Raw genomic sequence first — 25,576 nt, forward strand, 5'->3', positions numbered from 1 at the left:
CCCTCGTCATGGCCACCGGCTACGAATCAGTGGGCTGGAGCTCGAGTGATCTCGTTTGGCTCCTCGTGACGCCACCATATGGCCAGCCGACTCATGCCAGGCCAGCACTACCCTGACCGCATGACGAGCATCGAGCAGCTTGAACGGGACGTGTGGCCGGACCCCGGCCCAGACGCCACGTTCCTCGTGAGGCGCTGCACGGAGCTGCGGCGCACGCCGTTGGCCGAGTTCACGGTTGAAGATATGCGCATCATGCTCGGGCAGGAGATCGGCGTGCCAGCGCTGCTGCCTCTCGCGGTACAAGTCCTGCTCCGCGACCCCTTGGCAGAAGGTGACTACTATCCGGGCGACCTGCTCCGCACCGTGCTGCGGCTGCCCGACCCGGCCTGGTCGGACCTGCGACCGCAACGCAGGCGATTGGCGTCGGTGCTGGCCGAACTCCTTGCTGCTCCCCCGTTCTCTGACCCTGACCTTGGACCTCGTGACCCGTACCGAGAGATTCGTGACGCCATCCTGCGGTTCGCCAGCAGACCCGGGCAGGGGCCGGCGCGGTCCGCTTTGCTGGCCGCGTTGATCCAGAGAGCGAACGGTTCGGCAGCCACCCCGGGGGTGACCGTGTTCCTCACCGAGGTCGGCGATGTTCGATCCGCAGGCTTCGAAGATCCGTAGCCCGAGCAGGCCCTCGAGGATTTCCGGGCGCTGGTGATCATGGCTTCGAACTGCAGGTGCCCGAGCCCGAGGGTCGGTGACTCGGCCGGCACCGTGGGCCGGCGGACGTAGTCGGCCGGCGAGTGCTCCAGGATGGCGTCGATGACGCAGATCCGATAGAACCCAACCACGACCGACAGCCGGCGGGAAGCCGTCGAGGGCCGGTACGGGCGGACGTCTTGTAGCCAGCGCACGTACCGCTCGATGTCCACCCGCGCCAACCGCCAGCGGGTCCAGGTCGTGGTTGGCGCACCAGCGGAGAAAGACCCGGAGGTCGGAATCAGTGTGGACGCAACTCTGGCCGCGGTAAGGGCCAGGAAAGCGGACGCCGCGGCGCGCACAACGAGTTGATCGGTCAGTACGACAGGGGAAGCGAAAGCAGGCGAGGTAGTCATACATCACCGTGCGTCACCACCGGCGATGAACACCAGCCCACCTGGAGCGGCATGAGCGTGCACGTCTGCCGAGGTAGCTTTTGCGGATGCATCGTGATCCGCTTGAGGACATGCCCGCCGAGTCCCGCGCGGAACTGACGGCGGCTGTATGCGCCGCCATCGACGTCGATGCCGCCACTGCGGAAGACATCATTCGATCAACTGAGCCGTTTTGGGACGCGATGGAACGGGCCGGTGGCCTCGTGGACTCATGGGGCGGCGGCGAGTTCTGTGACGTCCTGCCGCGGGTCTTGTCATTCGTCCAAACGACTGCCAACCCGTAGCGCACCCGGCGACCTTCCATACCCTGTAAACGCCATGAGCGAAGGTCACCGCCCTGCGGTGGATGGCTGACCTCGGGCCGACCGGCTGGTGAGTCGGGTATCGATCGAATACGGCCGTCGGGGGGACTGCGGAGGCAACTGGCGAGGTCGTCCGGGGCTCCGGCCGGTTGCAGTGGCGGCAGAACCCTTGGGGTACGTCGGGCGCTGGTGGCGATGCGAGGATGGCAACCGTGCTGACCATTGACTCATTGACCGAACTCGACCACGACGAGTGGGAAGGGCTGACCCGGAGCTTCCACGCCCACTGGGCCGGCCGGCCGGGTCGGCCCGCGACTGAGGTTGACGACGGCGGCTACGAACGGACATGGCAGCGTCTGGTCAACGGAGAGCAGATCCGTGGCATCTGTGCACGGCTCGACGGCAAGATGGTTGGCATCGCGCATTACCTCTTCCACGCCAGCGTCTGGGGTGCCGGGAGATGCTACCTGGCAGACCTGTTCGTAGACCCGCAGGCACGACGCCGAGGTATCGCCACTGCGATGATCGAGCGGGTCGCGAAGGATGGCGATGAGCATGGTGCCCCGCGTCTGTACTGGAACACCGAGATCGACGCCGACGCCCGCGCGCTGTACGACAAGCTCGCCGTCTACAGGGGCTATATCGTGTACAACTACTCGTGGCCTGCCACTACCGCCGTGACGTAAGTGAGGTCCCCCCGGTTTGCTTGCCGGAGGGTTTGATGTTCCCCGGGTTCGGTGCCACGCCGGCTCCGGCATCCTGTCATCGGCAGATCCCGATGCCGTAGCCACGCAGACCGCCGGCACGGACGATGACGTGCCGACCAGCGGCGGGAGGGCCTAGACAGCGGCATAAGAGGGTGTCTGCGTCGATCAGTAGAGCCATGCCGATCCCCTCCCCATGATTCACGAACAAGATAGCGACGCACTCTCCTCGGTATGCGAGCGTGTCCGTCAGGGGGTGTCACCTGCCCCCACAGGTACTGTCATCGAGTCGTTGCAGGGCCACCCCGGCGGCATGAGCGCGCGTCCGGTGGGGACAGTTCTGGCAGCGCAGCCCGCCTGATGGTCCACCGCTCGCCAGCCGTCGCCAGTGGCGTCGCCGCCGACCGATGAGTTCGTCGCTGGCCGCCAGTCTCCACTTGCGAAAGCGGCACCAGACCAGCAGGATTCTGGAAGGAACCAGGCGTATGACGCGACAGCCTGGTCGAACGCGCGCAATGTGGCATGAGCGCGCACCGGACTACGTGGTTCAATCAGCGGCAGCGTCAGCGCTGCCTGACGGATATGTCCTTGGTAAGGCAGGTGGTTCCGTCAGGGCCGGCGAGGGGCACCGACTGGTATCCCTCGCCGTGATAAAGGTCGATGTTCCGCAGGCTTTTTGCGCCGGTAAACAGCACGATGCGGCGGCAATCCGATTGGGCGCCGGCTTCGGCGGTACGTAGCAGCCACCGGCCCAGCCCCTGACCTCGCAGGTCGGGCACGACGGCGAGCCGACCCACGTGCCAGTCGGTGTCGACGCGGCGGGCCCGCACCATGCCCAGCAGTCGGCCGTCCCGCCAGATGCCCGTGGTGTGCCAGACCGCCAGCCAGTCGCGTACCTCCTCCGGCGACTCGTGCAGGGCCGGGATGGCCATGGTGTCATTGACGACGGCCTCGTCCACCCAGCAGCACCGCTGCAGCACAGTGACCTCGGGAGCGTCGTCGGGGGTCAGCCGTCTCACGTAGGACCCCGGCAACGGTCCGGAGAGCGTCCCGGCACGTGCGCGTTCGCGCAGTGGCCGTAGGGCGTGAGCGACCCGAACCAGTTCGTCCAGCAGCCCGACACCCGCCGTGTCGCGGGCCGCGTCGGACCGCAGCCGCCCACTCTCCATTGCGTCACCGATGCGCATCGCGACCGTGGCACCCAGCGGAACCAGGCGCAGCGTAGTCACCACCTGCTTGGCATGCTGAACCGACCGGGTGCCCGCCGATGTGTGGCCGTAGCTGACGAAACCGATCGGCTTCCACGCCCATTCGCGGCTGAGGTAGTCCAGCGCGTTCTTCAGCGTCGCTGGCATCCCGTAGTTGTACTCGGGCGTGACCGCAATGAACCCGTCCGCCGCGTCGACGATCGCGCTCCACCGACGTGTGTGCTCATACCGGTAGACACCCGACGACGGATGCTCCTCCTCGTCCAGGAACGGCAGGTTCAGATCGCTGAGGGCCACCGGTACGAGCTCGACGCCGAGTTCCGCGGCACGAGGGGTGATCGTTTCGATCAGCCACTGTCCCACCAGGGGCCCGAGGGCGCCTGGGCGGGTGCTGCACGTCAGTACAAGGACGCGAACCGGTTTCGTTAACATGGAAACGAACTCTAGGTGCTAGATTGATTACATGTCAACTAAATCGCCGGCCGGGACCGTACGCTGGTTGGACCCTGACGAGGAGCGGGCGTGGCGAGCGTTCCTGCGCGTAGTGGTCGCCGTTCAGACCGGCACGGCGCGGGATCTGGCCGCGCTCGGCCTCTCCGAACCCGACTACGAGGTACTCAGTACGCTGTCGGAGCGGCCCGGCCACGCCAGCAGCCTGGGGGTACAGGCCGACAAGATGGGCTGGTCACGCAGTCGGCTGTCCCGGCACGCCACCCGGATGGAGGCACGCGGTCTCCTGAGGCGCGCACCCGATCCGACCGACGGCAGAGGCTGCCTCCTCATACTCACCGCGCAAGGTCTGGACGCACTCGAAAACGCCGCACCGGCCCACGTCGAATCGGTACGACGCCACTTCATCGACCGACTCGCCCCAGAGGACCTCATCGCCATTGAACAGATCGACCGGAGGCTGGAAGAACCCCAAGCCGGCGACGATTGACCACCCAAACGGCACCCGTCAGCATGATCGCCGATGAGGTACACACTCATCTCGGCAGAATCCGGTGACCGTCCAGCTCCGCTATAGGGCTGGCCCGAGCGCTACCGCCCGCTGTCCGAAGTGAGGCATGCCCGCGCTGTACGGTTCCGCCAGTTCCTGCGCGTCCACCGGGCCGATCCGGGCGTGGAACTCACCCGCCGATCGGGTCAACCGGCCCGCGCCGCCGCGGAGCGCCGCCGCCGCGATTTCCGGCGGTTCCACGTAGCGGTAACGCCGTTGTTGCCCGGGCACCGGGCCGACCGTACCGCCCACCGCGCTCGCACCATCGTGCTTGACACTCGACGTCAAGCGCTTGACGATGGATGTCAAGTAGCGGAGGAGGCAGCATGTCGCCAACCCACGAGGAACTGACCGAGCATCTCATCCGGTTGATCGACATCCGTCTGCTCGACCCCCTCGAAATCCTGGTCGACGGCCACGACGCCATCGACCCGCTGCGCGCCGTCATCCGGGAGCGGGCCCGATCCTGGGCCACCACGATCGTCAGCGGCGACGACCAGGCCGCCGTCAGCGTGGTCATGCGGGCGATTTCCACCCTCTATCCGGGGGACGGACCGTTCGACCCGCCCATCGACTGGTGGTGCAGCCCTCTCGGCCAGGCCGTCGCGCGACGGGTCGGCCACCCGAGCGCCGAGTCCGTGTCGTACACGGTGGCCGGCGCCATGCTCGGCATCACCCGCCAGGGCGTCCACGACCTGGTCTCCCGCGACAAGCTCGCCCGCCACCCCGAAGGCGGCGTGCGCTGCGCCTCCGTACGCGACCGACTGCTCAAGGAAGGAACCCGACGTGTCTGAGACCATTATCGACTCTGGAACCGTGCCCATCGCGATCCGCGACTTCGGCGGACCCGGACAACCGCTGCTGCTCCTTCACGGCGCCGGCGGCAACCTCGCGCAGATGACCACCCTCGCCGAGCACCTGCGCCCGACCCACCGGGTGGTCACCCTCGACCTGCGCGGTCACGGCCGGTCCGGAGACGGCCCGTGGCGCTGGGACGACGTACTGGCCGACCTGGCTGCCGTCACCGACCACCTCGGCCTCACCTCCCCCGCGGTGGTCGGCGTCTCCCTCGGCGGCATGCTCGCCACCCTCTGGGCGCAGCGTCACCCCGAGTGCCCCGGCGCCGTCAGCTTCGACGGCAATCCGCCACTAAACCGTGCGGACCAGCTCGCCGGGCTGGATCCGGAGCAAGCCGAGACCGAGCTGGCCAAGCTGCGGGCCGTCTTCGACGAGATGGCCGCGATGCTGGCCGAACCGCTAACCGCCGAACAGGTGACCGCCATGCTTGCGGGGCAGCGGGCCATGTCCCAGCGCTACGGCGCCGCACCCGACGACTGGGTGGCGGCCTTCGAACGCAACCTCGTGCCCGGCGACGACGGCCGCAGCCGTCTGCGGCCCGCCCCGGACCTCACCCGGCAGCTCCGGGACGCCATGGACTCCCTCGACCTGATGCCCGCCTACCGCGACGCCCGCTGCCCGCTGCTGCTCGTCCTCGCCACCGAGGACCTGCCCGAACAACAGCCGTTCCACAGCCTGTACGAGGCGTGCCGCAAGCTCACCACCGAACGGCTTGCCACTGTGGACAACCCGTCTCTGCGGGTGCGGCACCTCGCCGGCGCCAGCCACGCGATGGTCGCCGAACGCCCACACGAGCTCGCTACCCTCATCACCGACTTCCTCAGCCCTCACAACTGAGGGCGACCCGCAGGAGCCCGCCTCCTGGCAAGGTCGGACCTGCCTGCGGTCATGAGGGCCATGGAAGAGACCAGGTGCGGCGCACCGTCGAGACAGCGTGGCGGATGGAAGCCGGGCAGGTCGTCGCCCGCATCGGGGGATCGTCCACGACGGGGTGCAGGCCAACCCGGGGACGTGCTGGTCACCGTCAGCAAGCGCCGGGCCGCCGATGCTCCACCGCCGACCAACCCAGCAGCGCACGCTCGCCGAACCCGGCCAGGACTGGTGGTAGCAGGACGGGCATGACAGCTCAGATGATCCTCGATTTGCTCTACGCTTTGTTGCTCGTCCGAAGTGACCATGCCCGCCCTGCCGTCATCGCTGATCTCGTCTGTGTCCAGCGCACCGGATGTCACCGTGCCCGAAACGCTGCTGGACTGCCCGCAGCGCTGGCGGGTCTACCGGATCCCCGCGCTCGCCGCGGTGTCCGCCACCAAAGACGGTCGTGGTGACCGCGGCAGTCTGTGCCGTGGTGGCCGGCTACCGCTCCTACACCGCGATCGCCGAGTGAGTCGCCGAAGTCCCGGCCGCGACCCCGCTCGCGCTGGGCATCGCCCCGGACCGGCGCCCATCGGAAGCGATGGTCGTAATTCTCGCGTTTCAGATGGGATGGAACGATCCCACGTCGTGTTCGAGGCCTACGAACACCTCGAGCCAGTGGCCTTCGGCCAACGGAGCACAGGCCAGGAGCTGCCGGGCCGTTCTGTCGGGGCGGATACCGGCCAGCCGGTCGTACTCGACCGACGGATGTGGCTGTCCGTCCCCGCCGCCATCGTCGACAAGGTGGACGGCGCGATCATCCACGGAAACAGCGTCAACGCGGCAGCAGAGACGCACATCGGCGCCGCACCGCTTCTTTCGTGAGAGGTCGTCAGGTACCGGACAGTGTTCATGGGTGTGTTTCTCTACCGTTGGCGTTTCGCGGCTCAGTCGGTCCAACGGGGAGGACATCATGAGCGGGCGGCGGCAGGCCCTTCTATCCGGCATCTCGGTGGCCCTGTTAGCAGTCACCGGTTGTACCGGCGGAGACAAGAAGATCGAGGTCAGCACCAAAGACGCTTTCACCGCGGCCGTTGACGCGATGCGGCAGGCACCCGCGCTGCAGTACACGTCGGATCTGGGGGGCATGGCGGTCACCACGCGCGCGACCAGCGCCGGCCAGTCTCTGAGCACGATGGCACTCGGCGGCATCAACGTGCAGAGTTTGACCGTCGGCGGCAAGGCCTATGTCCGCTTCCCCGACGGCTTCGCGGTCCCTGGCACCACCGGCGCGCAGTCGAGTTTGTTGACCGGTAAGTGGCTCACCGGAGGAGCCGCAGCCGGCCCTGCTGCTCAGCAGCCCCTCACGCCCCGTTCCCTGGCTGACGCGGTCGACGAACGCCTCCGAGCCCACGGCACCACTTTCCCGCGTTCAGGTGAGACAACATCGGTGGACGGGGTGACGACCTGGAAGGCCACCACCTCTCAGGCCGACATCTTCGTGAGCACACAGAGTCCGCATCGGCTGATGCAGATCGTGTCAAAGGAAGGCGGTGCATCACTTCCGTCCTTGCCGAGCCTGCCGGCCTTCCCGACCAGGACCGGTGCTCCCTCAGCCCCGGATCTGCCGTCGCTGCCGAGCCTGCCGTCACTGCCCGGCATGCCGACGCTGCAAGGCGCCGCACACGCCTCCACGGCTCGGGCCGGCAGTGGCGGTTCGCGACAGGTCAGCTGGCGGCGGATGGCACCCGCGGCGCCGACGCTGCCCGGACGGATCCGCGTGGCCGACATGGGGCAACCCGAGGTGGATGCCCTGTTCCGCGACCTGACCAGAAATGCCAAGGAGCTGGAGAGTTCGTTCGACCTGTCCTACCAATTCACGGCCAATGGCAGCGCCCGCTTCACCGGATGCGGTCCCGGCGCCTGCCGGATAACCGTCACCATCAGCAGCCGCTTCGTGGCTAAGGACCTGCAGACGCCGAAGTCCGCCAGCGCCACCATGACCGTCACGATGACCGGTGATGGCAGACCAGTCGGCGGCTGCACCACCACAGGCACCCTGCCGGTCAACGCCACTGGCCAACTGAGCTGCACCAACGTGTCCCCCGCTTGGGCCAGCTGGTACCTGCGGGCCCGCACTCAGCGCGGCGCGCACGTCTACGCGGCGCAGGCTCAGGTGCTGGCGCGTGCGGTGACACGCGTGCAGGTCCAGCGAATCCTCGATGAGCTGCAAGAGTGGCTCGACGATGCCCGCACCCGCCTGCAGCCGACGCCCACGGCCGCGCCGAGCGCCAGCGCATCGCCCGCACCGGCTACCGTCTCCCCGTCGCCCAGCAGAAGCACATGCGTGAGTTCGCGTCCGCCGGGCGCACAGGGCAGCGGCGGCGGGTGGATCGTGAACGCCACACAACCGGTGGCCCACCGCAACAAGACCACCGCTCCCCCAGGCGGTCCCGGTGCTCGGGCCAGCCAGGCGACCGCCTGCATCACCAGGCCCGCCGCGAAGGGAACCGCCGCTCAGGGAGACATCACCGGCTGGCAGGACGCCCAATCGTTCGCAGCGAGAAACGGAGGCGGCAGCCTTGCCCGGTGCCACCTCATCGCCAATGTCCTCGGAGGCAAGGGCATCGCGGCTAACCTGGTCCCCTGCTGGCAGGTGGGCATGAACACCGGCACGCCCAGCATGCGCACGTATGAGCAGACCGCCCAGACAGCGGTGGGACGGTTGAACGCTGGCGAGGCGGTGTACTACGAGGTGACAGCGCAGTACCGCGACGCCACCAGTACCATCCCGACGTCGGTCACCATGAGCGCTACCGTCCAGAGGGCCGACGGCACGACGCAGGCCCTGTTCAGCGGCAGTGTCGTGCCCAACAATCGGACGGTCAACGGAGCGGTGGTCAACCTTGGAAACTGACGGTCCCGGGCCATCAGCAGCCGGCGCCCCCCGCAGCACCCCGCCACGGCCGGCGGACGTCCCGGTGGTGTTCCCGCAACTGGCGCCGCTGGCACGCACGACGACACGCCTGCACCCACGTCCCGGCTCACCGTCTGTCCGCGGCAGCTCGGTCGGCGGGCCGCTGCTGTGGCCGGTCGCCGAGGCGTGGCCGTTCTGCGATGGTCCGCACCAGCCGGACGGTCGACCGGCGACAACGGTGCAGGATGTGAGACTGCTGCGGCAGCTCATGACGGCTGCGAACAACCGTCCTGCCGGTGACATGCTGTTCACGCCGCAGGAGCAGGAGGTCGTGGACCGTATTGATCGTGGCCGCCCCTGGCCTGACGAACCAGTGGCGATGCTGCCCGTCGCCCAGCTCTATTGTCGCGACGTCCCCCACCTACGCGTGCCCGAGCAGGCGGACATGTTGCAGGTGCTGTGGTGCCCGTTCGACCACCCCGAGCAGCAGATACCCAAGACGGCGCTGTTCTGGCGCTCCTCGGCCCTGCTCACCGACGTGGTCGCCTCTCCCCCGCAACCCGTCGCGGTCCAACATGAGGGTTACGTGCCGCAACCGTGCCTCATCCATCCTGAGCTGGTGACGGAGTATCCCGCACCACTGGAGCTGGAGCAGGGCCTGCGGGAGCAGGTGGAGCAGTGGAGCGCTCGGCAGAAAGCCGGCGCTGCCCCGGGAAGCGCGTACGACCAGGCAGAGTCGGCGTTCTACCAGTACGAACTGTCCGTCGCGCCGGGCTGGAAAGTCGGCGGCTGGGCACCCTGGAGCTTCACCGACCCTCAGCCCTTGCCCTGCCAGAGCTGCGGGACACCGCTCGAGCCGCTGCTGACGATCGCCTCGAACGAGTGGGACGACAGCAACCACAGCTGGATCCCCTACGAGGACAGAGACGACGCCACGCGTGACGTCTATCCGGACCCGGCGCGGCCGAGCCTGGTGTCCGTCGCCGGGTTCAACCTGCAGCTCTACGTCTGTCCGGTATCGCCGGAGCATCCACACGCCGAGTTGCTGCAGTAGCGCGTCCGGGCGGAGCGCTACGTCATGGGGTGATGGCAGCGGTAGAGCGGAGTCTTGGGTGGGCCGGTCGACGGCAGGATCATGCCGGTGGAGAGCCCGGATGCCAGCGAAGAGCCACCCGCGACCGTGGAGCTGCACCAGTCCGGCATCTATCTCGGAGCCAGCATGCCGAGACACCCGCGCTCGAGCACGTGTATGTCCTCGCACACCGAGTTGATGATGCCGCTGTCTACCGGTACCAACGACTTATGTGCGAGCGGCCTGACAACAAAGGGCTGAAAGGTCGTTCTTGTCCCGCTGTCACCCGCGCACACCGTAAGGTCCGGGCATGGCTAACGCGCAGATCAGGCTCGACCACTGCGTGATCGCGGTCAGCAACTGGGAACGCTCGACCTCCTTCTATCGAGACGTCCTGGGTGCCGACGTGGTCGACCATCCCGACGGTCACGTGGCCTACCGGTTCGGCGACCAACAGCTCAACGTCCACAGACCGGGCCTGGATGTCGGAAAGCTGGTGGCACGGCTGCCCGTCACGCCAGGCGGCAGCGACCTGTGCTTCGTTTGGCCCGGCACCACCGAGGATGCGATCGCTCATCTTCAACACCATCGCATCGCAATTGAGGCAGGGCCGGTTATCCGCAGCGGTGGAGGTGGGCGTGGCGTGAGTGTCTACTTCCGGGATCCGGACGGTTCCCTGCTGGAGCTGATCACCTACACCAAACCTTCGTAGCCGGGTCTGGGCTCCGAAGATGATCAAACCGGTGGCGGCTGTCTGCGGCATCCGCACATGCCGCCGATCCGCGCGTCATGAAATGTGAGCGGGGACGGTGCCCCGCTGGCGCCCGGATCGGCCAAGAACAATGCACCTGATCACGACAGGAAGGGGCTTACATGCCGATGGTTCCGTCGATCCGCTCGCGGAGCAGGTCTGCGTGGCCGTTGTGCCGGGCGTACTCCTCGATCATGTGGATGAGGACCCAACGCAGCGAGACGGTGCCGCGCCACGTGTCGTGGCCCTCGATGTCGAGGTTGTGGGCGGCGGCGATGTACGCGTCGGCGAACGTGACCTCGTCGTGCCACGCCTGGCGGGCTGCGGTGACGGAGGCTGGGTCGGGCACGGCGTCGTCGAAGTCGCCATCGGGGTTGGTCTGGGACGAGAACCGTGGTGGCGCGTGTTGACCTGCCAGTACCTGGCGGAACCAGCGGCGTTCCACGTCGGCGAGGTGTCGGATCAGGCCCAATAGCGACAGCGTCGATGGCGGCACCGATCGGCGGGCCAGGGCGTCCTCGACGTCTGCGCATTTCAACGTCAGCGTGGTGCGTTGGGCTCGCAGCATGTCGTACAGCATCTGCCGTTCGTTGCCGGTGGCGGGTGTCGTGAACCGGCGATCGTCGGTGGTGGGGAACAGTCCGGCCCTCCTGCGCGTGTCGTCCGGCCGTGCGGTGACCGATGCGTCGGTGGGGGCGTAGAGGGGGAAGCGTTTGGTCAGGGCGGTGATCCGGTTACGCGGGCCGAACGCCGCGACAGCGACGTGGTCGATCTCGTTCGCTGGCGTTGCGGCGAGCGCGGTCACATAGTCGTCGTAGGCCCGGGCCTGCCGGGCGATCTCGTTGAAGGCCACGGTGATCAGATCGGCGTCGGCGCGGGTGCTGCGGTGCAGGTCGCGGAGTTGGTCGGCGGTGGCGCTCAGGATGGGCACCGGGTGGGGGTTCAGCCCGGCGTGCGGCTCGCCCGATGCGTCTTCGGCGTCCGCCGCCGGTGGATGGGGCAGTCGCCCGCCCAGGCTGAACGCGAGTACGGCTGCGGCGTTGACCGCCCGTGCGGCCGGTAGGTCGGCACGGATGACGATCACGAGTGTGGTGGGCGGGGTCATGTGGCTGCACTCCAGGGTCGGCCGGGTATCGGTGGTGCGGCTGCGTCGTGAACGGTGGCGGTTCGCCGTTGTCGTGCGGTCGGGTGGCGGCAGGGTCAGCGGCGGCCGTGTTCGATCTGGTGGCGGGCGCGGGAGCGGGCGGCGGCGGCCGGGGTCGAGCCGGTGGCACGGGCGGTGCGCAGGATGTCGGTGAGGGTGTCGGCGATGCCCTGGACCCGGGCGGTGGCCTGGGTGGAGGTTTCCTGGTGTAGTTCAACGGCGGTGGCGTGAATGATGCCGCCGGCGCTGACGATGATGTCCGGTGCCCAGAGGATGCCGTGCTGGTGCAGCAGGTCGGCGGTGGCCGGGGCGTCGAGTTGGTTGTTGGCCGGCCCGGCGATCGCGGCGCAGTGCAGTGTCGGCACCGTGTACGGGGTGAGCAGACCGCCGAGGGCGGCGGGGACCAGCACGTCCACGTCGGCGGTCAGGCAGTCCTGCGGGCTGGCCCAGGCGGCACCGGCGGTGTCGGCGAGCATTCGTCTACCCTCGTCGATGTCGGCGGCGACCAGGGTCGCGCCGGCGTCGGCGAGCATGCGCAGCACGTGGCCGCCGACGCGGCCGAGGCCGAGCACGGCGAAGCTGCGCGCGGACAGGTCGGCTGACCCGAATCGCTCGGCACACAGGGCTCGCAGCGCTGCGAGGACGCCGACGGCGGTGTGTCCGGAGGAGTCGCCGCTGCCACCGGCGTGCACCGGTCGGCAGAACGCATGCGGGGTACGCTCGGCGATCGTGACCATGTCGTCCGGTCCGGTTCCCACGTCCGGTCCGGTGGCATAGGCGCCGTCCAGCCCGGCGATCGCGTCGCCCACGTCGTGCAGCACCGCCCGGCGGGCGGGCGCGTCGACTGTCCTGCCCTGGGGCAGGGCGACGACGGTCTTGCCACCGCCGTTGGGCAGCCCGGCCAGCGCGCATTTGTCCGACATCGCAGCCGACAGCCGCAGCGCGTCGGTGAGCCCGTCGCGCCAGTGCGGGTAGTGCGCGAGCCGGCAGCCGCCGATGGCCCGACCGAGCGCGGTGGAGTGCACCGCGACGACGATCGGCAGGCCGGACCGTACGCCCCGCCTGACGACGACGTGTTCGTGCATGGACTCGGTGTCGAGGTGGGTCGCGACCATGATGGCTCCTGTCGTGCGCTCGCCGGAACGGGATCGACAGTAGACAGGTGGTTGGCGCTGACCGGCTCAAAGCGAACATCGTTCGGAGAGAATGGCAAGATTCCGGTCGTGGACGAACTTGATACGGCGATCATCCAACACCTGCAGACACATGCGCGGCAGACCAACCGCGAGCTGGCCCGCGCGGTCGGCATCGCGCCGTCCACCTGCCTGGAACGCGTGCGCGCACTGCGGGAACGCGGCGTGATCACCGGATACCACGCCGAGATCAACCTGGCCGCCCTCAACCGCGGCGTCCAAGCATTGCTGCACGTGCAGGTCCGGCCCCTGAGCCGCACCGTCATCGACGGCTTCAAGAAATATGCGATGGAGCTGCCCGAGGTGCTGTCGGTGTACGTCGTGGCCGGCGGCGACGACTTCCTCGTCCACGTCGCCGTACCCAGCGTCGACAGCCTGCACTCCTTCCTCATGGACAAGTTCAGCGGACGCCGCGAGATCGTCGGGTTCCGCAGCTCCGTCATCTATCAACACGCCCGAAAGCAGGTCATCGAACCACTTGACCCGTAACGCACGGCCGCATAGTCGGGACAGCCATCTACCGCAATCAGGCGTATCGCGGTCGCCAGGATCGCTTGATCAGGTGCGCGCTCATGCCGCTGAGTGTGCGCGGATCTGCCGATGAGAGGTCATCCAGGGTTCAGCGCTCACAGATGTCGCTGGTATGGCAGGTCGCGGTGTCGACTCCCTCGTCACCTGGCATCAAGTGCCGCCCGGCCTATCTTCAGATAATCAGGTCCTCGGACGAAGAACAAGACTTGATCTTGTAGCGCGGTGGTTCCACGCTGTGACACATGAGATGGGACCCCGTCACCACGCTCCAACGCGCCCTGTGGATCGGCGGCGGCCAGTGGGCCGGCAAATCCACTGTCGCTGGCATTCTCGCTGAACGGTACGGCCTCACCCATTACCACTACGACTACCACGACGCTCGTGGCCATGATGATCGGCGGATAGCACAGCGGGTCCGTTGCGGCGAGTCCCCAACCGGACCGGACTGGGAGGCAGTCTGGATCCAAGCAACGCCAGAGGAGATGGCCGATCAGGTCATCGCCGACTTCCCGGACCGTTTCCAGTGGGTGCAAGACGACCTGCGTGCCCTCGTCTCCCCTCGGCCCATCCTTGCTGAGGGCTGGGGGCTACGCCCAGAACTGGTCGCGCCGGTCGCCGGCTCTATCGGCCGGATGGTGGTCATGGTCGCGGCCGAGGACTTCCGGCAACGCCAGATCGCTCGGCTACCCCGTGCCAGCGCCATCGGTCATCAGGTCAGCGACTCGCAACTCGCTCAACGCAACCGCGTCGAGCGTGATCGGTTGATCGCCGCAGACGCGGTCCGCAACGCGCACCGATTGGGGGTCCGCGTCATCGAGGTCGACGGATCACGGGACGCCGAAGCCGTGGCCGACCTTGTGGCCGAGCACTTCGCGCCGTTCCTGCCCGAGCAGCCTTGAACGTATAACTTATCTGCCGCTGTTCGGGCGACGACCCACGTCCACCGGTTACTCATCGTGAACAAGAACGTGCATCGCCGGGGCGACCGGCGCCGCAAGGTCCCCCAGCGCCACTCGCCCAGGCCTCTGCACATCTGGCGTACCTGGCTCTGCACCGCAACCCGTACGCCGGGCGGTCTGCCCGGCGGGAGTTCACGCAGGCCGTCGGCCAATTCGTCCATCGTGGGGGCGGTCTTCGGTGACGCGAGCGCCGAGCCGTCCGGGTCGATCCAGCGCTTGCCCGCGTGCAGAGTGGCGATGACCGAGGTGATGTGGGCCGGCTCGGCGGACTTGCTGACGAAACCCTGGACGCCGAGTCTCAGGGCCTTGCGCAGCACGCCGGGGCGGGCGTGCCGGGTCAAGGATCACCTGCTCGGGTCGCTCGCGGCGGATCTCGGCGACCGCGCCGAGGCCGTCCAGCGCCACGGATGGCGATGAGCATGGTGCATTCCATTACCGAGTGACTCGTGCCCGCAGCATCGGGTTAACTACCGTGGTGATCACGATGGAAGCGGTCATGGAGATTCCTGCGGTCACGGAGGGGTCGTCGCGGCCGTGGCCGGTGGCAGCGATGGCGCCCGGTTCGTGGTTGGTGCTCAACGCGAGCTGTGCCGATGACCAGGTCGGGCTGGTCGTGGCCGCGCTCGCCAGTCGGATCGAGGTCCAGCCTCCCGGCGGCCGCGATGACGTCCTGGACGCGCTACTGGCTGAGGACTTTCTCATTGCCGCCGGCGGCCTGCAGGTTCGCGACCGCACCAACGGGACGGTGGTGACGCCGGGCTGCTGTGCCGGTCTGGAGGACTGGCGCGACTGGGCGCAGGTGTTGATCGGCGACTCGCCGTGGCTGGGACATGACCCGGGTCCGGAGGTCGAGTTCATCAGCGAGGATCTGCGGGTGTGGCAGGACGGCGGTCCGAACCGGTATCGCGGCCGGTGGGCCGACGTCCACGTCGATCTGCCACACCGTGCGCTACCCAGGCTACTGAACGGGGTGCAGCGGGATTTGGTCGGCTTCCTCAATGCCCTCACCGGATGGGCCACGCGAGCAGGTCTGCAGCAGCGCGGGACCGCCCTGGTTGAAGCGATCGACGATAGCTTCGCGATCACGGCTCCGTTGGACGTGAAGCCCCTCCGCTAGCCCGGTCAACCGCCCAGATGAACAACGCGCCGAGCGGGCGGCGGGCCGCGCCCTTGTCGCTCAGCGCTCCGCGGTTGCGAGGCGGTAGAAACCATCCGTCGCCGTCGGGGCGGCGACCAACAGTTGGCATGACGGGCTGGATCTGCGGCGGACGTCAGCCCGCTGACTCACGATGCTGGTTGGGGAGCCCGTGCAGTCGGGTGCGCACCACCAGGTCGTGCAGGGCGTCCACGGCTGCCGGATCTACGCGCTCGGGCAACGCCGAGATATCCCGGGCCGTCTCCAACTCGGCGCGCAGCCGCGACACGTCGGTAGCGAGCCACCCTGCAACACCCGCGGGGAGCGGGGCATGCTCGGCCTCCCGTTTGGCAGCAATGAGATCCGGTACGTAGGACAACCTCGTTCCGAGCACGCCAAGGTTCGTCTCTACGCGGCCGGTTCGCATCAGGTGGATCCCGGTGAGCAGGACCCGCAGCGTGTACAGCGCAGGCTTGAGCTGCCCAGTTTTGGCGTACACCTTCTCCTGAGTGGCCGCGAATCCGAGGTAGTGGTGCGCATGGTGACGGGTGACCAGCCGCGGGGCTAAGGAGATGAGTTCGGCGTGCACCGCAGTGGTCACGACCACCAGCGGCGACAGCAACTGCTCCAGAACGTACCCGTTGCGGCTGTTCAACAGTTTGACGAACTTCAGCAGATCATGGCTGACCACGTCCAACTCGACGCCCTCGCGCATGCCCATGTGCTGCAACGTCTGCCCACCGGTGCGCAACCCGACAACCTCCTCGGCCGGGAGCAGGTGCACGGCCCGCAGATCCAGATCGGAGTCGATGGACGCGAATCCGTACAGATGCGCTCCGCTGACGGTGGCGAACAGCAGCGGACGGGGCAGGGCGCAGGCTGCCTCGGCGGCCCACGGCGGCACCTCGGTGGTCACTACAGGTTCCTTTCCCGTACAGCCGCGAGCAGCCGATCCACGTCAACTCGGTCGGGCTGATCAGGCAACGCGGTGCTGGCGGTCGCGTCGGCAAGCTCCTCCAATAGGTCCGCCGCCCAGGCGGCGGCCTCATCCCAGGACAACTCGCCGCGCCGCACCGCGAGCAGCCGGTCGCGCAGGTGACGAACGTCGACCAGCACCTCCCCGGTACGCAGCACATGCGCCCCGGCGATCAGCAGCCGGATCATATGCATGGCCTGCTTGTGATTCGTCTCGCCGGTCCGCTCGCGGCGGGCCGCCACCCGATTGAGCTGATCCCGCGCGTAGTTGCCGTAGGTCTCAGCCACCCGCCTCGACAGGAACGCCTGCCGTGCTGCCAGCAACCATTCCCCGTCGACGGTGATCGTTTCGACCAGCGGGGACCAGAGCACCTCCAGGACCGTCGGGTTGCCCTGCAGGGCCAGGACGCAGAAGCGTTCGAACTCCCAGGAAAACTGCTCCACCGCCGGACCGTCGAGGTGAGTGGGCGGCTTGTCGAGACGCCAGAACGCCCGTGTGGGCGCCACGTACACACCACGCCGGTCGTAGTCGGAGGCCAGGTCATGCAGCCCGTACGCCCTCGATCCGACCACAACGGCGAGAACCGTATGCCGCTCGACAAGCTCGATCACGCCCGGGACGCTACCCAATCACCGCCCTGCACGCGCCACCCTTTTCACGCACTCCGCGTCGGTGAGGTCGGGTGTCTACCGACCAGCGCGCAGCCTCGGCGCGGACCTGTGCCGGCAGCCCCAGTAGTCGTAAGACGCCACCGCGCTCGCCGTTGTGACCACGGTCGGTCGCGCCGCCCGGCGCCAGCCAGGACCACCGATCCTCGTCGCGCACCGCGGCGAGCAAGTCAGCCGTCAAGCCGGTGGCTGAGTAAGCGGCGCCAGCGAACGCAGTCGCCCTCGACACACCGCAGCCGCATCGGTCGATCGGGGTGCATGCTCACGACCGCCGTGCCTTGTCAGCGGCACAAGCGGATGTCTCGGTATCTGGTGGTGATGCTGGTGACGGGCAACAATGAGCCGGTCGGGTGAGGCAAAGCGGACAGGGGCAACCGGTGGAGCGATTCGCGGTCGTGGTCGGCGCCGGCTCGTTCAGATCAGATGACGGTGGTGCGATCGGGTTTCCTCACCGCTGGACACCTGAGGGCGTCACGGTCGAGGCGGACTTCACCGGGGCACACCTGTTGCACCTCGCCGCGGCTGGCTGCGTCCTGAACGACATATATCGGGAGGCAGGCGAACTCGGCATCCAGATCGACGGGGTACGTGTATCGGCCGAGGGAGGTTTCGACACGCAGACGTGGATATCGAGTGGCATCACCTACCAGGTCGAGTTGAGCTCGCCCGCGTCCGGCGACGAACTTGCCACGCTGCTGGATCGTGTCGACGATGTCGCCGAGATACCGCGGGCGATTCGAGCCGGGACCACGGTACAAAGAAGCTGACACGCCTCTCGACTCTCACATCACCAGCGGTCACGCCGGGCATCGCGCGAGGAGAGGCTAAAAGGGGCATGGGTGGGCGCCTCCTCGGCATCCGGGTCCGGCGCTGACCGCGTTCCACCCGCACCCCCACATCGACTACTTCCTGACGCACATCTTCTGCCACCCGGACCAGGTCGAGCGGACCAGCGCGGCCGCGGACGAGCTGGTAGCCCAGCTCGCCGCCGAGGGCGCCCCCTCGGCGCTGCACACGGTGCACCGTCACCGATCGTCGACCCTGGCACCATCCACGTCATGCGCGGCGACCCGCTCCAAGAGGCGCTAACAGCGAAGCCGACCAGGCTCATCTGACCCACGTACGAGAGGGTCCTCAGGGGAAATCCTGGGGCCTTCGCCAACGAAGCGCGGGTGGGTCAGTGGTGCAAATTATCAAATGCAGGAGCCATAGCCGACGACGATGAGGATGGCAGGCTGAGCTAGTGCACGAGCTGTTGGTCCTGGCCGCCGCGTCCGCCGCCGCGTTCATCCTGGCCGTGCTGTCCGCGGTGGCCGGTTTCGGCGGCGGGGTGCTGCTGCTACCGGTGTTCACCGCCCTGTTCGGGCTGCGCGTGGCCGTGCCGATGCTGACCCTCACCCAACTGTCCAGCAACGCCTCCCGGGTCTGGCTCAACCGCCACCACCTGCGCTGGCCCCTGATCGGCTGGTTCGCCGCCGGCACCGTCCCCCTGGCCATCGCCGGCGGGCTGCTGCTGGCTCACGCCCCCCTCGGCCCCCTCAAGCGCCTGCTCGGCGTGTTCCTCATCGGCGTGGTCATCTGGCGGCGCCTCACCCCACACCCCCGCAAACCCCGCGACCGGACATTCGCCGCCGTCGGCGCCGCCTCCGGCCTGGGATCCGCCCTCCTCGGCTCAGTCGGCCCGCTGACCGCCCCGTTCTTTCTCGCCTACGGCCTCACCCGCGCCACCTACATCGGCACCGAAGCCGCCAGCGCACTCACCATGCACCTCTCCAAAATGGCCGCCTATGGCGCCAGCGACCTGCTCACCCGCACCGTGCTACTCCTCGGCGCCGCCCTCACCCCCGCCACCCTCGCCGGTGCCTGGGTCGGCAAGAAGGTCGTCGGCCGCATCAGCGATCGACTGTTCGTCCTACTGGTAGAAATCGGACTACTCGCCGCCGGCGCACTGTTCCTCGCCGGCCTGTGACTCCCAAGCCAGCCCAATCCACAGCTATGGGAAGCTACGGACGACGCCATGATCGACGAGTAGCGCAGACATCGCACGTGCAACGCCGCAGAGGTCGAGCGCAAACCGGTCGGGCCCTGGGTCCTACTCCGACCGTTTGCGGCGTCCGGGCCCACCGCGGTGATCCGGCGAACACGGTAGTGCCCACTGCGGCAGCGTGGACGCGGACGCGGCCGACCCTGCGAGTGTCACCCTCCGTGGCATGACACGACTGTAGGCGTCGAACAGGGTCGACCACAGACCCCGGCCATCGTCCGGGTCAACCGCTGCACCCGGCTGGTGGCAATGCACACTGGGGTTATGTTGACATTCGTGGCGGCCATTGCGGCGTTCGCTGGCGGCGCGATAGCCGGCGTCATCGCCGACGCCGTGGTGGACAAAGCCCATCGCATGAGACGCTACGTGGCCGCGTTGATCGTGGCTCTCGTTGTCTTCGGCGGTATCCAGGCGGTAGCGCAACTCAGGTCCGAACCAGATGCCGGTACTCCCCTGCAGGACGCGGGTCCGGCGACCCCGCGGGGATCGACCACCCCACCGGCCAGCGCGACATCGACGCAGGCAACGCCGTCTACGCCGGCGACCACGGAACCACCTCCGGTGATGGCTACCTCCCTGCTCGACTTGCCCGCCGTCGACGAAGACACCAACAGCAGCATCGACCTCGATGAGCCCGGCACGGTGGAAATCAACGGCACGACGTACGGCCACGCACTGGTCTATCAATGCTCGCTCTACTGCGACGGATCTTCTCCGCAAGTACGCGAGGTGACTCTGGGTAAGAAATTCAGCCGATTCAGCACCACGGCGGCCGTCCTGGACACCAGCACCGGCAAGTATCGAATCGACATCACGCTGGACCGGCACCCGCCCAAGACGTATACCATCACGCCCGGAAACCCGGCATCGATCAACATCAGCGTGGCCGGCATCTCGCGAATGCGGATCCAGTTGTACGCCCCGGGAAAACTGAAAAGCCCGCTACAGGCGGGCGTCGACGTCGCTGGCGGCAATAACGGCGGCGGTCTGCCCGGCATCGGCCTCGGCGATCCGATTCTGCTTCCCTGAGCGCACCTACCGGGTACCCGGCGGCCCGACGTTCCTGCGGGAGTGGGCGAGCAGACCTGGTAGGCCCTTCAGCGCACGCTCGTGGCCGACGAGACGCATTACCCTCTGGCTCGCATCCCGGCGCCACGGCTACCTCTCGGGGGTCTCCCAGACCGTCACGTCGGCCAGATACGTGCCGCTCGCCCGGTCGAACTTCTTGACGGCGAGGTAGGCGACTCGTTCCGCCGCCGTCCTGGCGCAGAAGCGGCTGTCGTCGGCGATGGGGAGAGTTTCGGTTCCCTGCGTGGAGATGAGGTCGGCGCACTGCTGGCGGGTGGGCTGCGCCGCTTCCTGCCAGGCGGCGATGCTGGGCTTCGTGGTGAAGAAGCCGCCGTTGGGGCCGTAGAGCACGTTTTCCGAGGTGCCGTAGTTGACCCAGACGCTCGCCTTGTCGTTGCTGCTCAGCACCTGGGCCGGGACCGAGTCGAGGTCGACAAAGGTCAACCGAACCGGATGCGCCCAGCGAACCTTGTCCGCCGAGGAGGAAGGTGCCCCACCCGGATCGGAGGGAGCGGAGCTTCCGCTGACGGTTCCCGCTCCGGGACCGGCCGGCAAGCCTGCCGACGGGCTAGCGGTGTCCACCTTGGGTGCCGAGGCATTGTCCGGAGAGGCGACGAGGGCGAACACACCGGCGATGAGGGCGGCCACGATTGTGAAAACACCACCGATGACGGCCGGCAACACCACTGCCCGGTGCCCCTGTCGCCCTCCAGGTGCCGGCACTGGTGGGACGGACGTTTCCCCTCGTGGTAGCTTCCCCATGGATCCTCCGGTCTGGCCCGATCGGCGGGCGCCAGTGTATCGACCAGGCACCCCTCGTTGTCCGGCGGACAGGTGCGGCTCGCGGCGGCCGTACGGCCGAAACTCGCCTGCCTCGCACTGCGGGCTCCGGTTCGCCGCCGACGGCCTCCTCCTCATCGTCCACAGTGATTGCGGACTGGGTGAGCGGATCCTGCGGGCGCACACCGAGGTCCAAAGCGTGGGCCCGACTCCCGATCCCGTCACCTATCCGGTGATGCGCGGCGCCGTCGTACGCTGGGGATCGCCCGATCGGCGGCTGATGACCGCCCGGGTCGCCCACGAACTGTTTGCCGAGCCCGCAGAGCCGACCGTCGACCAGTGTCACGACCTGGTCGACGCTGTCAAGACACACCGGGACGTGCTGCGGTGAGTACTCCAGCCGGGGTTGTTGACCGTGCCTGAGCTGCGGTGGGATGCGATGCGGGACCGACGGCAGCCGCCGTCGATCATGGATGGTGGTGCGGACTGACCAGGATGCAGCGAGAGTTGATCAAGAACAGGGAGGACTGCGCGTCGCTGGCCGTGCTGTCCCGGTTCGACTGGCTGACCGCACTGTTTGCCGGGGACTTCCCGCTCGCCCTGCGAGGCTACGGCGAGGCCGCGAGGCGGATAAAGCAGGTGGGTGGGTCCACTGGAAGGGAGGGTCGGCGCGGTGCCGTGGTCGACGAGAGCGCTACCGGCTGACAACGTCGCCGCGTGGGCCAACGGCGGATCGTCCGAGTCAGCGCTGACTGCTCCGACGGCTGTAGCCGTCGTCCCGACCCGCCGCGGCACTCAGGAGAGCCATCGGTAGCGCCGCTCCGGCCGTCCGGCGGAGCCGTAGCGGAGACCGACGTGCGCCCGCCCAATGTCAGCGAAGTGTTCCAGGTATCGCCGGGCACTGACCCGGGAGATCCCGACGGCGCTGGCGCACTCGGCCGCGGAGAAGGTGTCGGCGTGCTCCTGCAGGGCCCGCTTCACCAGTTCGGCAGTCTCCGCGCTGAGGCCACGGGGCAGCGCCGAGCTGGCGATGTGCGAGCCGCTGCGGGACAGCAGTCGGTCCACGTCGGACTGATCGGTCACCAGGGAGACGCGCGGCGAGTTACGCCGCGCGGCGTACTGCTCCAGGCGGGTCCGCAGCTCGTCGAAGCCGAATGGCTTGAGCAGGTAGTTGACCGCGCCGTAACGGACCGCCCGCCGCACCGCGTCGGCCTCGCGAGCCGCGCTGATCACCAGCACGTCGCAGTCGTGCCGGGCGGCCCGCAGCCGGGTCACCACGTCGAGGCCGAACATGTCCGGCAGGTAGAGGTCGAGCAGCACCAGGTCCGGGCGGAGTTCGTGAACGGCGGTGACCGCCTCCTCACCGGTGCTGGCCGTGCCGACCACCTGGAAGCCGTCGATCCGCTCGACGAAGCCACGGTGGATTCGGGCCACCATGAAGTCGTCGTCGACCACCAGTACGTCGATCACCGGGTCGCCTCCAGCGCACCGGTCACGGACATCCGGGCCGTGAACATCGCACCCTCCTCGGTGTTCGCCACCGCGACCTCACCGCCGCGACGGTGACAGACCAGCCGGGTGAGCGCCAGTCCGATGCCCCGTTCGCCACCTCGTGCCGCCTTGGTCGTGAATCCGTGGGTGAAGACCTCGTGCGCCAGTTGCGGGGCCACCCCAGGCCCCGAGTCGCGGACCACGATCTCTACCGAGGCGGCGTCGCGGCGCAACTCGACCTCCACCCAGGCCGGTCGGTCCGTGAGGTCGTCGCCGTCCTGCCCGGCACCGACCGAACCGCCGGGCGGCAGGGTCCGGCCCTCGCGGCCGCCGGCCACCGCTTCAAGGGCGTTGTCAACCAGATTCCCGAGCACCGTCGCGACGTCCGCAGCGACCGCCGGTTCCAGGCGGTCCAGACCGGTCCGTTCGGATATCCGCAGCTCCACCCGGCGCTCGGCGGCCAGCGCCGACTTCGCCATCAGGAGGGCCGCCAGCGCCGTGTCCTGGATCCGGCTGGTGACGGTGAGGTCTAGGGAGGCCCGGTGCCGGCTCAGCGCGTCGATGTACCCGACGACCTCGTCGTGCTCGCCAAGTTGGATCAGCCCGGAGATGGTGTGCAGCTGGTTGGCGAACTCGTGGGTCTGGGCGCGCAGCAGCTCGGTGGTGCTCCTGAACGAGCCGATCTCCTGCTCCAGCCGGGCCAGCTCGGTGCGGTCGCGCAGAGTGGTCACCGAACCCAGCCGGCGGGCGTCCTTGCGGACCGTCATCCGGTTCATCACCAATACCCGCCCGGCGCGTACCACCACCTCGTCCCGAGCATCGGGGTCGTTGTCGGCGCCCGCCAGCACGTCCCGCAGCCGGCCGGAGATCCCCAGCTCGGCGAGGCTGCGGCCGAGGCAGTGCTCGGGCAGGTCGAGCAGTCTCCGCCCCACCGCGTTGACCAGGGTGATCCGCAGCTGTGGGTCTAGCGCGATCACCCCCTCGGCGATGCCGTGCAGCAGCGCCTCCCGGTGTTCGGCCAGGCCGGCGATCTCCCGTGGCTCCAGGCCGAGGGTCTGGCGTTTGATACGGCGAGCCAGCAGCCATGATCCCACCAGGCCGAGCACGCTGGCGATGCCGAGATAGGTGAAGAGGTAGGACGAGGCGCCGACCAGCCGCTCCGACCAGGTCGGCGAGGCTTCTCCGATCATCACGACGCCGAGCTGCCGGCCCAGGTTCCACTCCCGGTCGCCGAGCACCGGGACCTGGGCGACCAGCTCCCGGGAGTCGCCGACTGCCAACTCGCCGGACCAGCTCCGGCCCTGTGCCACCGCACCGTCGCCCAGCACCAGCGGGCTGCCGACCAGGGTCGGGTCGGTGGAGCTGACCACCCGGCCGCGGGCGTCGGCCACGGTCACCGAGGTCACCCGGGCCTGGGTCAGCACGTTCTGCACCAGCGGCGCGACGAGTTCCGCCGGCGCCGGCGAGTTGAGCTGCTCGCGTAGCAGCGGGCTGCCGGCGAGCTGCTCGCCGAGGGCCGCCACCCGCCGCCCCTCCACTCGGTTGAAGGTCGCTGCGGATTGGGCCAGCGAGACAGCGGCCACCGCCACCAGCACGACCACGATGATCGCGAGCTGGAGCACGAGCAGTTGCCCGGCCAACGTTCGGCGGGGCGTGACCGCGACCACAAAGACCTCAACTTCCGCTGGTGACGCAAGGCAGACGTGGCGTCTGCCCGGGGGCCATCATCTTGCCGCCGGACTCCTTCGAAACGGAAGAGAAACATGATGGCAACTCGGAGAAACCTGCTGGTGATGGGCGTGGCCGCCACCACGGCTTTGGCGTTGAGCGCGTGCGGCGCCACTGCGGAAAAGGGCGGCAGCGGGTCCGGCGGCGACGGTAAGCCGGCCACCGGACTACGGATCATGGTGCCGAACACCCCCGGCGGAGGGTACGACACCACTGCCCGCACCGCGGCCAAGGCCATGGAGGACGCCAAGATCGCTACCGGGGTGCAGGTCTTCAACCTGCCCGGCGCGGGCGGCACCGTCGGTCTTCAGCGCATGGTGAACGAGAAGGGCAACGGCAAGCTCGCCATGCAGATGGGGCTGGGCGTGGTGGGTGCCTCGTACACGTCGAAGTCATCGGCGACGCTCACCCAGACCACCCCGCTGGCAAAGATGATCGAAGAGGGCGGCGCCATCGTGGTGCCGAAAGCTTCGCCGTACCAGAGCATTGGTGACCTGGTCACGGCCTGGAAGGCCAACCCCAAGGCCATCGCGGTCGGCGGCGGTTCATCGCCCGGCGGCCCGGACCATCTGCTGCCGATGCAGCTGGCCAAGGCCGTCGGCATCGACCCCCGCCAGGTCAATTTCATCTCGTACGATGGCGGCGGCGAGCTGCTGCCGGCCGTGCTCGGCGGCAAGGTGGCCTTCGGCGCGAGCGGCTTCGGCGAGTTCCTCGACCAGGTCCAGGCCGGCCAGCTCCGGGTCCTCGCGGTCACCAGCGAGGCACCGATCGACGCGCTCAAGGACGTGCCGACGCTGAAGTCGGCAGGGATCGACCTGGTCTTCACGAACTGGCGGGGCATCGTCGCGCCGCCGGGCATCAGCGACGCCGACAAGCAGGTCTGGATCGACGCTCTGACAAAGATGCACGAGTCCGCCGAATGGAAGGCCGAGCTGGCCAAGCGCGGCTGGACCGACGCCTTCATCACCGGCGAGGCTTTCGCCGCCTTCCTCACGGAACAGGACAAGTCGGTGGCGGACCTGCTCAAGCAGCTTGGGCTGGCGTGAGCGG

The 25,576-nt window shown here is 68.2% G+C and carries 28 protein-coding genes and 1 pseudogene; 20 read left to right on the forward strand and 9 right to left on the reverse strand.

The features are described from left to right. Window positions 1-120: 120 nt before the first annotated feature. The 3 genes from ACGGAQ_RS29820 to ACGGAQ_RS29830 all read left to right on the forward strand — a co-directional run bounded on the left by ACGGAQ_RS29820 (window position 121) and on the right by ACGGAQ_RS29830 (window position 2,130). A complete protein-coding gene (locus tag ACGGAQ_RS29820) occupies window positions 121-669 on the forward strand; it encodes a contact-dependent growth inhibition system immunity protein (RefSeq protein ID WP_393054929.1) in 549 nt (182 codons plus the stop codon). Window positions 670-1,189: 520 nt separating this feature from the next. Beyond that, a complete protein-coding gene (locus ACGGAQ_RS29825; RefSeq protein WP_393054931.1) occupies window positions 1,190-1,426 on the forward strand; it encodes a hypothetical protein in 237 nt (78 codons plus the stop codon). 221 nt (window positions 1,427-1,647) lie between these two features. Next, window positions 1,648-2,130 (forward strand): GNAT family N-acetyltransferase, encoded by a 483-nt coding sequence (locus ACGGAQ_RS29830; RefSeq protein WP_393054933.1) that lies wholly within the window; start codon window positions 1,648-1,650, stop codon window positions 2,128-2,130. A gap of 581 nt (window positions 2,131-2,711) precedes the next feature. Here ACGGAQ_RS29830 and ACGGAQ_RS29835 read toward each other — a convergent pair. After that, a complete protein-coding gene (locus ACGGAQ_RS29835) occupies window positions 2,712-3,788 on the reverse strand; it encodes a GNAT family N-acetyltransferase (protein WP_393054935.1) in 1,077 nt (358 codons plus the stop codon). 31 nt (window positions 3,789-3,819) lie between these two features. Here ACGGAQ_RS29835 and ACGGAQ_RS29840 point away from each other — a divergent pair, with 31 nt between their 5' ends. From ACGGAQ_RS29840 to ACGGAQ_RS29870, 7 genes are all read left to right on the forward strand, one after another. Further along, entirely contained in the window at window positions 3,820-4,296 is a 477-nt protein-coding gene (locus ACGGAQ_RS29840) for a MarR family winged helix-turn-helix transcriptional regulator (RefSeq protein ID WP_393054937.1), read from the forward strand. A 386-nt stretch (window positions 4,297-4,682) separates the two neighbouring features. After that, window positions 4,683-5,150, forward strand: coding sequence for a hypothetical protein (locus ACGGAQ_RS29845; RefSeq protein ID WP_393054939.1), 468 nt, complete (start codon window positions 4,683-4,685; stop codon window positions 5,148-5,150). Next, the gene (locus ACGGAQ_RS29850; protein WP_393054941.1) at window positions 5,143-6,051 is read left to right on the forward strand and encodes an alpha/beta fold hydrolase; all 909 of its coding nucleotides are present in this window, start codon (window positions 5,143-5,145) and stop codon (window positions 6,049-6,051) included. Before ACGGAQ_RS29845 ends, ACGGAQ_RS29850 begins: the two co-directional genes overlap by 8 nt. Before the next feature lie 666 nt (window positions 6,052-6,717). Then, complete coding sequence (locus tag ACGGAQ_RS29855; RefSeq protein ID WP_393054943.1) at window positions 6,718-6,954, forward strand: hypothetical protein; 237 nt, start codon at window positions 6,718-6,720, stop codon at window positions 6,952-6,954. An 88-nt stretch (window positions 6,955-7,042) separates the two neighbouring features. Next, window positions 7,043-8,986 carry a DNA/RNA non-specific endonuclease gene (locus ACGGAQ_RS29860; RefSeq protein ID WP_393054945.1) on the forward strand — a complete coding sequence of 648 codons (1,944 nt, stop codon included), beginning with the start codon at window positions 7,043-7,045 and terminating at the stop codon, window positions 8,984-8,986. A gap of 64 nt (window positions 8,987-9,050) precedes the next feature. Further along, window positions 9,051-10,040 carry a hypothetical protein gene (locus ACGGAQ_RS29865; RefSeq protein ID WP_393054947.1) on the forward strand — a complete coding sequence of 330 codons (990 nt, stop codon included), beginning with the start codon at window positions 9,051-9,053 and terminating at the stop codon, window positions 10,038-10,040. A 328-nt stretch (window positions 10,041-10,368) separates the two neighbouring features. After that, a complete protein-coding gene (locus ACGGAQ_RS29870) occupies window positions 10,369-10,770 on the forward strand; it encodes a VOC family protein (RefSeq protein WP_393054949.1) in 402 nt (133 codons plus the stop codon). A gap of 157 nt (window positions 10,771-10,927) precedes the next feature. On the opposite strand, the gene ACGGAQ_RS29875 is transcribed toward ACGGAQ_RS29870, so the two are convergent. The 3 genes and pseudogenes from ACGGAQ_RS29875 to ACGGAQ_RS29885 all read right to left on the reverse strand — a co-directional run bounded on the left by ACGGAQ_RS29875 (window position 10,928) and on the right by ACGGAQ_RS29885 (window position 13,068). Next, window positions 10,928-11,449, reverse strand: coding sequence for a DinB family protein (locus ACGGAQ_RS29875; RefSeq protein ID WP_393055117.1), 522 nt, complete (start codon window positions 11,447-11,449; stop codon window positions 10,928-10,930). Between the two features lie 69 nt (window positions 11,450-11,518). Beyond that, window positions 11,519-11,914 (reverse strand): annotated as a pseudogene (locus tag ACGGAQ_RS29880) (DUF2000 domain-containing protein); the annotation flags it as partial. 95 nt (window positions 11,915-12,009) lie between these two features. Continuing rightward, a complete protein-coding gene (locus ACGGAQ_RS29885; RefSeq protein WP_393054951.1) occupies window positions 12,010-13,068 on the reverse strand; it encodes a Glu/Leu/Phe/Val dehydrogenase dimerization domain-containing protein in 1,059 nt (352 codons plus the stop codon). Window positions 13,069-13,119: 51 nt separating this feature from the next. Between ACGGAQ_RS29885 and ACGGAQ_RS29890 the strand changes: the two genes are divergently transcribed. The 4 genes from ACGGAQ_RS29890 to ACGGAQ_RS29905 all read left to right on the forward strand — a co-directional run bounded on the left by ACGGAQ_RS29890 (window position 13,120) and on the right by ACGGAQ_RS29905 (window position 15,753). Next, window positions 13,120-13,635 carry an Lrp/AsnC family transcriptional regulator gene (locus ACGGAQ_RS29890; RefSeq protein WP_393054953.1) on the forward strand — a complete coding sequence of 172 codons (516 nt, stop codon included), beginning with the start codon at window positions 13,120-13,122 and terminating at the stop codon, window positions 13,633-13,635. Between the two features lie 284 nt (window positions 13,636-13,919). Then, the gene (locus tag ACGGAQ_RS29895) at window positions 13,920-14,576 is read left to right on the forward strand and encodes a hypothetical protein (RefSeq protein WP_393054955.1); all 657 of its coding nucleotides are present in this window, start codon (window positions 13,920-13,922) and stop codon (window positions 14,574-14,576) included. 57 nt (window positions 14,577-14,633) lie between these two features. Further along, a complete protein-coding gene (locus tag ACGGAQ_RS29900) occupies window positions 14,634-15,053 on the forward strand; it encodes a hypothetical protein (protein WP_393054957.1) in 420 nt (139 codons plus the stop codon). Window positions 15,054-15,120: 67 nt separating this feature from the next. After that, window positions 15,121-15,753, forward strand: coding sequence for a hypothetical protein (locus ACGGAQ_RS29905; RefSeq protein ID WP_393055119.1), 633 nt, complete (start codon window positions 15,121-15,123; stop codon window positions 15,751-15,753). A gap of 154 nt (window positions 15,754-15,907) precedes the next feature. On the opposite strand, the gene ACGGAQ_RS29910 is transcribed toward ACGGAQ_RS29905, so the two are convergent. Both ACGGAQ_RS29910 and ACGGAQ_RS29915 read right to left on the reverse strand, forming a co-directional pair. Then, window positions 15,908-16,687, reverse strand: coding sequence for a DNA polymerase beta superfamily protein (locus ACGGAQ_RS29910; protein ID WP_393054959.1), 780 nt, complete (start codon window positions 16,685-16,687; stop codon window positions 15,908-15,910). After that, window positions 16,687-17,358: a DNA polymerase beta superfamily protein gene (locus tag ACGGAQ_RS29915; protein ID WP_393054961.1), complete on the reverse strand. Its 672-nt coding sequence runs from the start codon at window positions 17,356-17,358 to the stop codon at window positions 16,687-16,689. Before ACGGAQ_RS29915 ends, ACGGAQ_RS29910 begins: the two co-directional genes overlap by 1 nt. A 434-nt stretch (window positions 17,359-17,792) precedes the next feature. On the opposite strand from ACGGAQ_RS29915, the gene ACGGAQ_RS29920 reads away from it, so the two are divergent. From ACGGAQ_RS29920 to ACGGAQ_RS29930, 3 genes are all read left to right on the forward strand, one after another. After that, complete coding sequence (locus ACGGAQ_RS29920) at window positions 17,793-18,182, forward strand: OsmC family protein (RefSeq protein WP_393054963.1); 390 nt, start codon at window positions 17,793-17,795, stop codon at window positions 18,180-18,182. Between the two features lie 476 nt (window positions 18,183-18,658). Beyond that, window positions 18,659-19,384 (forward strand): sulfite exporter TauE/SafE family protein, encoded by a 726-nt coding sequence (locus tag ACGGAQ_RS29925; protein ID WP_393054965.1) that lies wholly within the window; start codon window positions 18,659-18,661, stop codon window positions 19,382-19,384. A 339-nt stretch (window positions 19,385-19,723) separates the two neighbouring features. After that, window positions 19,724-20,488 (forward strand): hypothetical protein, encoded by a 765-nt coding sequence (locus tag ACGGAQ_RS29930; protein WP_393054967.1) that lies wholly within the window; start codon window positions 19,724-19,726, stop codon window positions 20,486-20,488. A 129-nt stretch (window positions 20,489-20,617) separates the two neighbouring features. Here ACGGAQ_RS29930 and ACGGAQ_RS29935 read toward each other — a convergent pair whose 3' ends face one another. Beyond that, window positions 20,618-21,175, reverse strand: coding sequence for a hypothetical protein (locus ACGGAQ_RS29935; protein WP_393054969.1), 558 nt, complete (start codon window positions 21,173-21,175; stop codon window positions 20,618-20,620). Between the two features lie 331 nt (window positions 21,176-21,506). Between ACGGAQ_RS29935 and ACGGAQ_RS29940 the strand changes: the two genes are divergently transcribed. After that, the gene (locus ACGGAQ_RS29940; RefSeq protein ID WP_393054971.1) at window positions 21,507-21,698 is read left to right on the forward strand and encodes a hypothetical protein; all 192 of its coding nucleotides are present in this window, start codon (window positions 21,507-21,509) and stop codon (window positions 21,696-21,698) included. A 104-nt stretch (window positions 21,699-21,802) separates the two neighbouring features. Continuing rightward, window positions 21,803-22,012 (forward strand): hypothetical protein, encoded by a 210-nt coding sequence (locus ACGGAQ_RS29945; protein WP_393054973.1) that lies wholly within the window; start codon window positions 21,803-21,805, stop codon window positions 22,010-22,012. 90 nt (window positions 22,013-22,102) lie between these two features. On the opposite strand, the gene ACGGAQ_RS29950 is transcribed toward ACGGAQ_RS29945, so the two are convergent. Continuing rightward, complete coding sequence (locus ACGGAQ_RS29950; protein ID WP_393054975.1) at window positions 22,103-22,777, reverse strand: response regulator; 675 nt, start codon at window positions 22,775-22,777, stop codon at window positions 22,103-22,105. Then, window positions 22,774-24,465, reverse strand: a complete 1,692-nt coding sequence (locus ACGGAQ_RS29955; protein ID WP_393054977.1) for an ATP-binding protein — start codon at window positions 24,463-24,465, stop codon at window positions 22,774-22,776. Before ACGGAQ_RS29955 ends, ACGGAQ_RS29950 begins: the two co-directional genes overlap by 4 nt. Before the next feature lie 126 nt (window positions 24,466-24,591). Here ACGGAQ_RS29955 and ACGGAQ_RS29960 point away from each other — a divergent pair, with 126 nt between their 5' ends. Beyond that, window positions 24,592-25,572: a Bug family tripartite tricarboxylate transporter substrate binding protein gene (locus tag ACGGAQ_RS29960; RefSeq protein ID WP_393054979.1), complete on the forward strand. Its 981-nt coding sequence runs from the start codon at window positions 24,592-24,594 to the stop codon at window positions 25,570-25,572. Window positions 25,573-25,576: the final 4 nt, after the last annotated feature.

The sequence above is a fragment of the Micromonospora sp. NPDC047557 genome (assembly GCF_043205095.1).
Taxonomy (GTDB): Bacteria; Actinomycetota; Actinomycetes; order Mycobacteriales; family Micromonosporaceae; genus Micromonospora.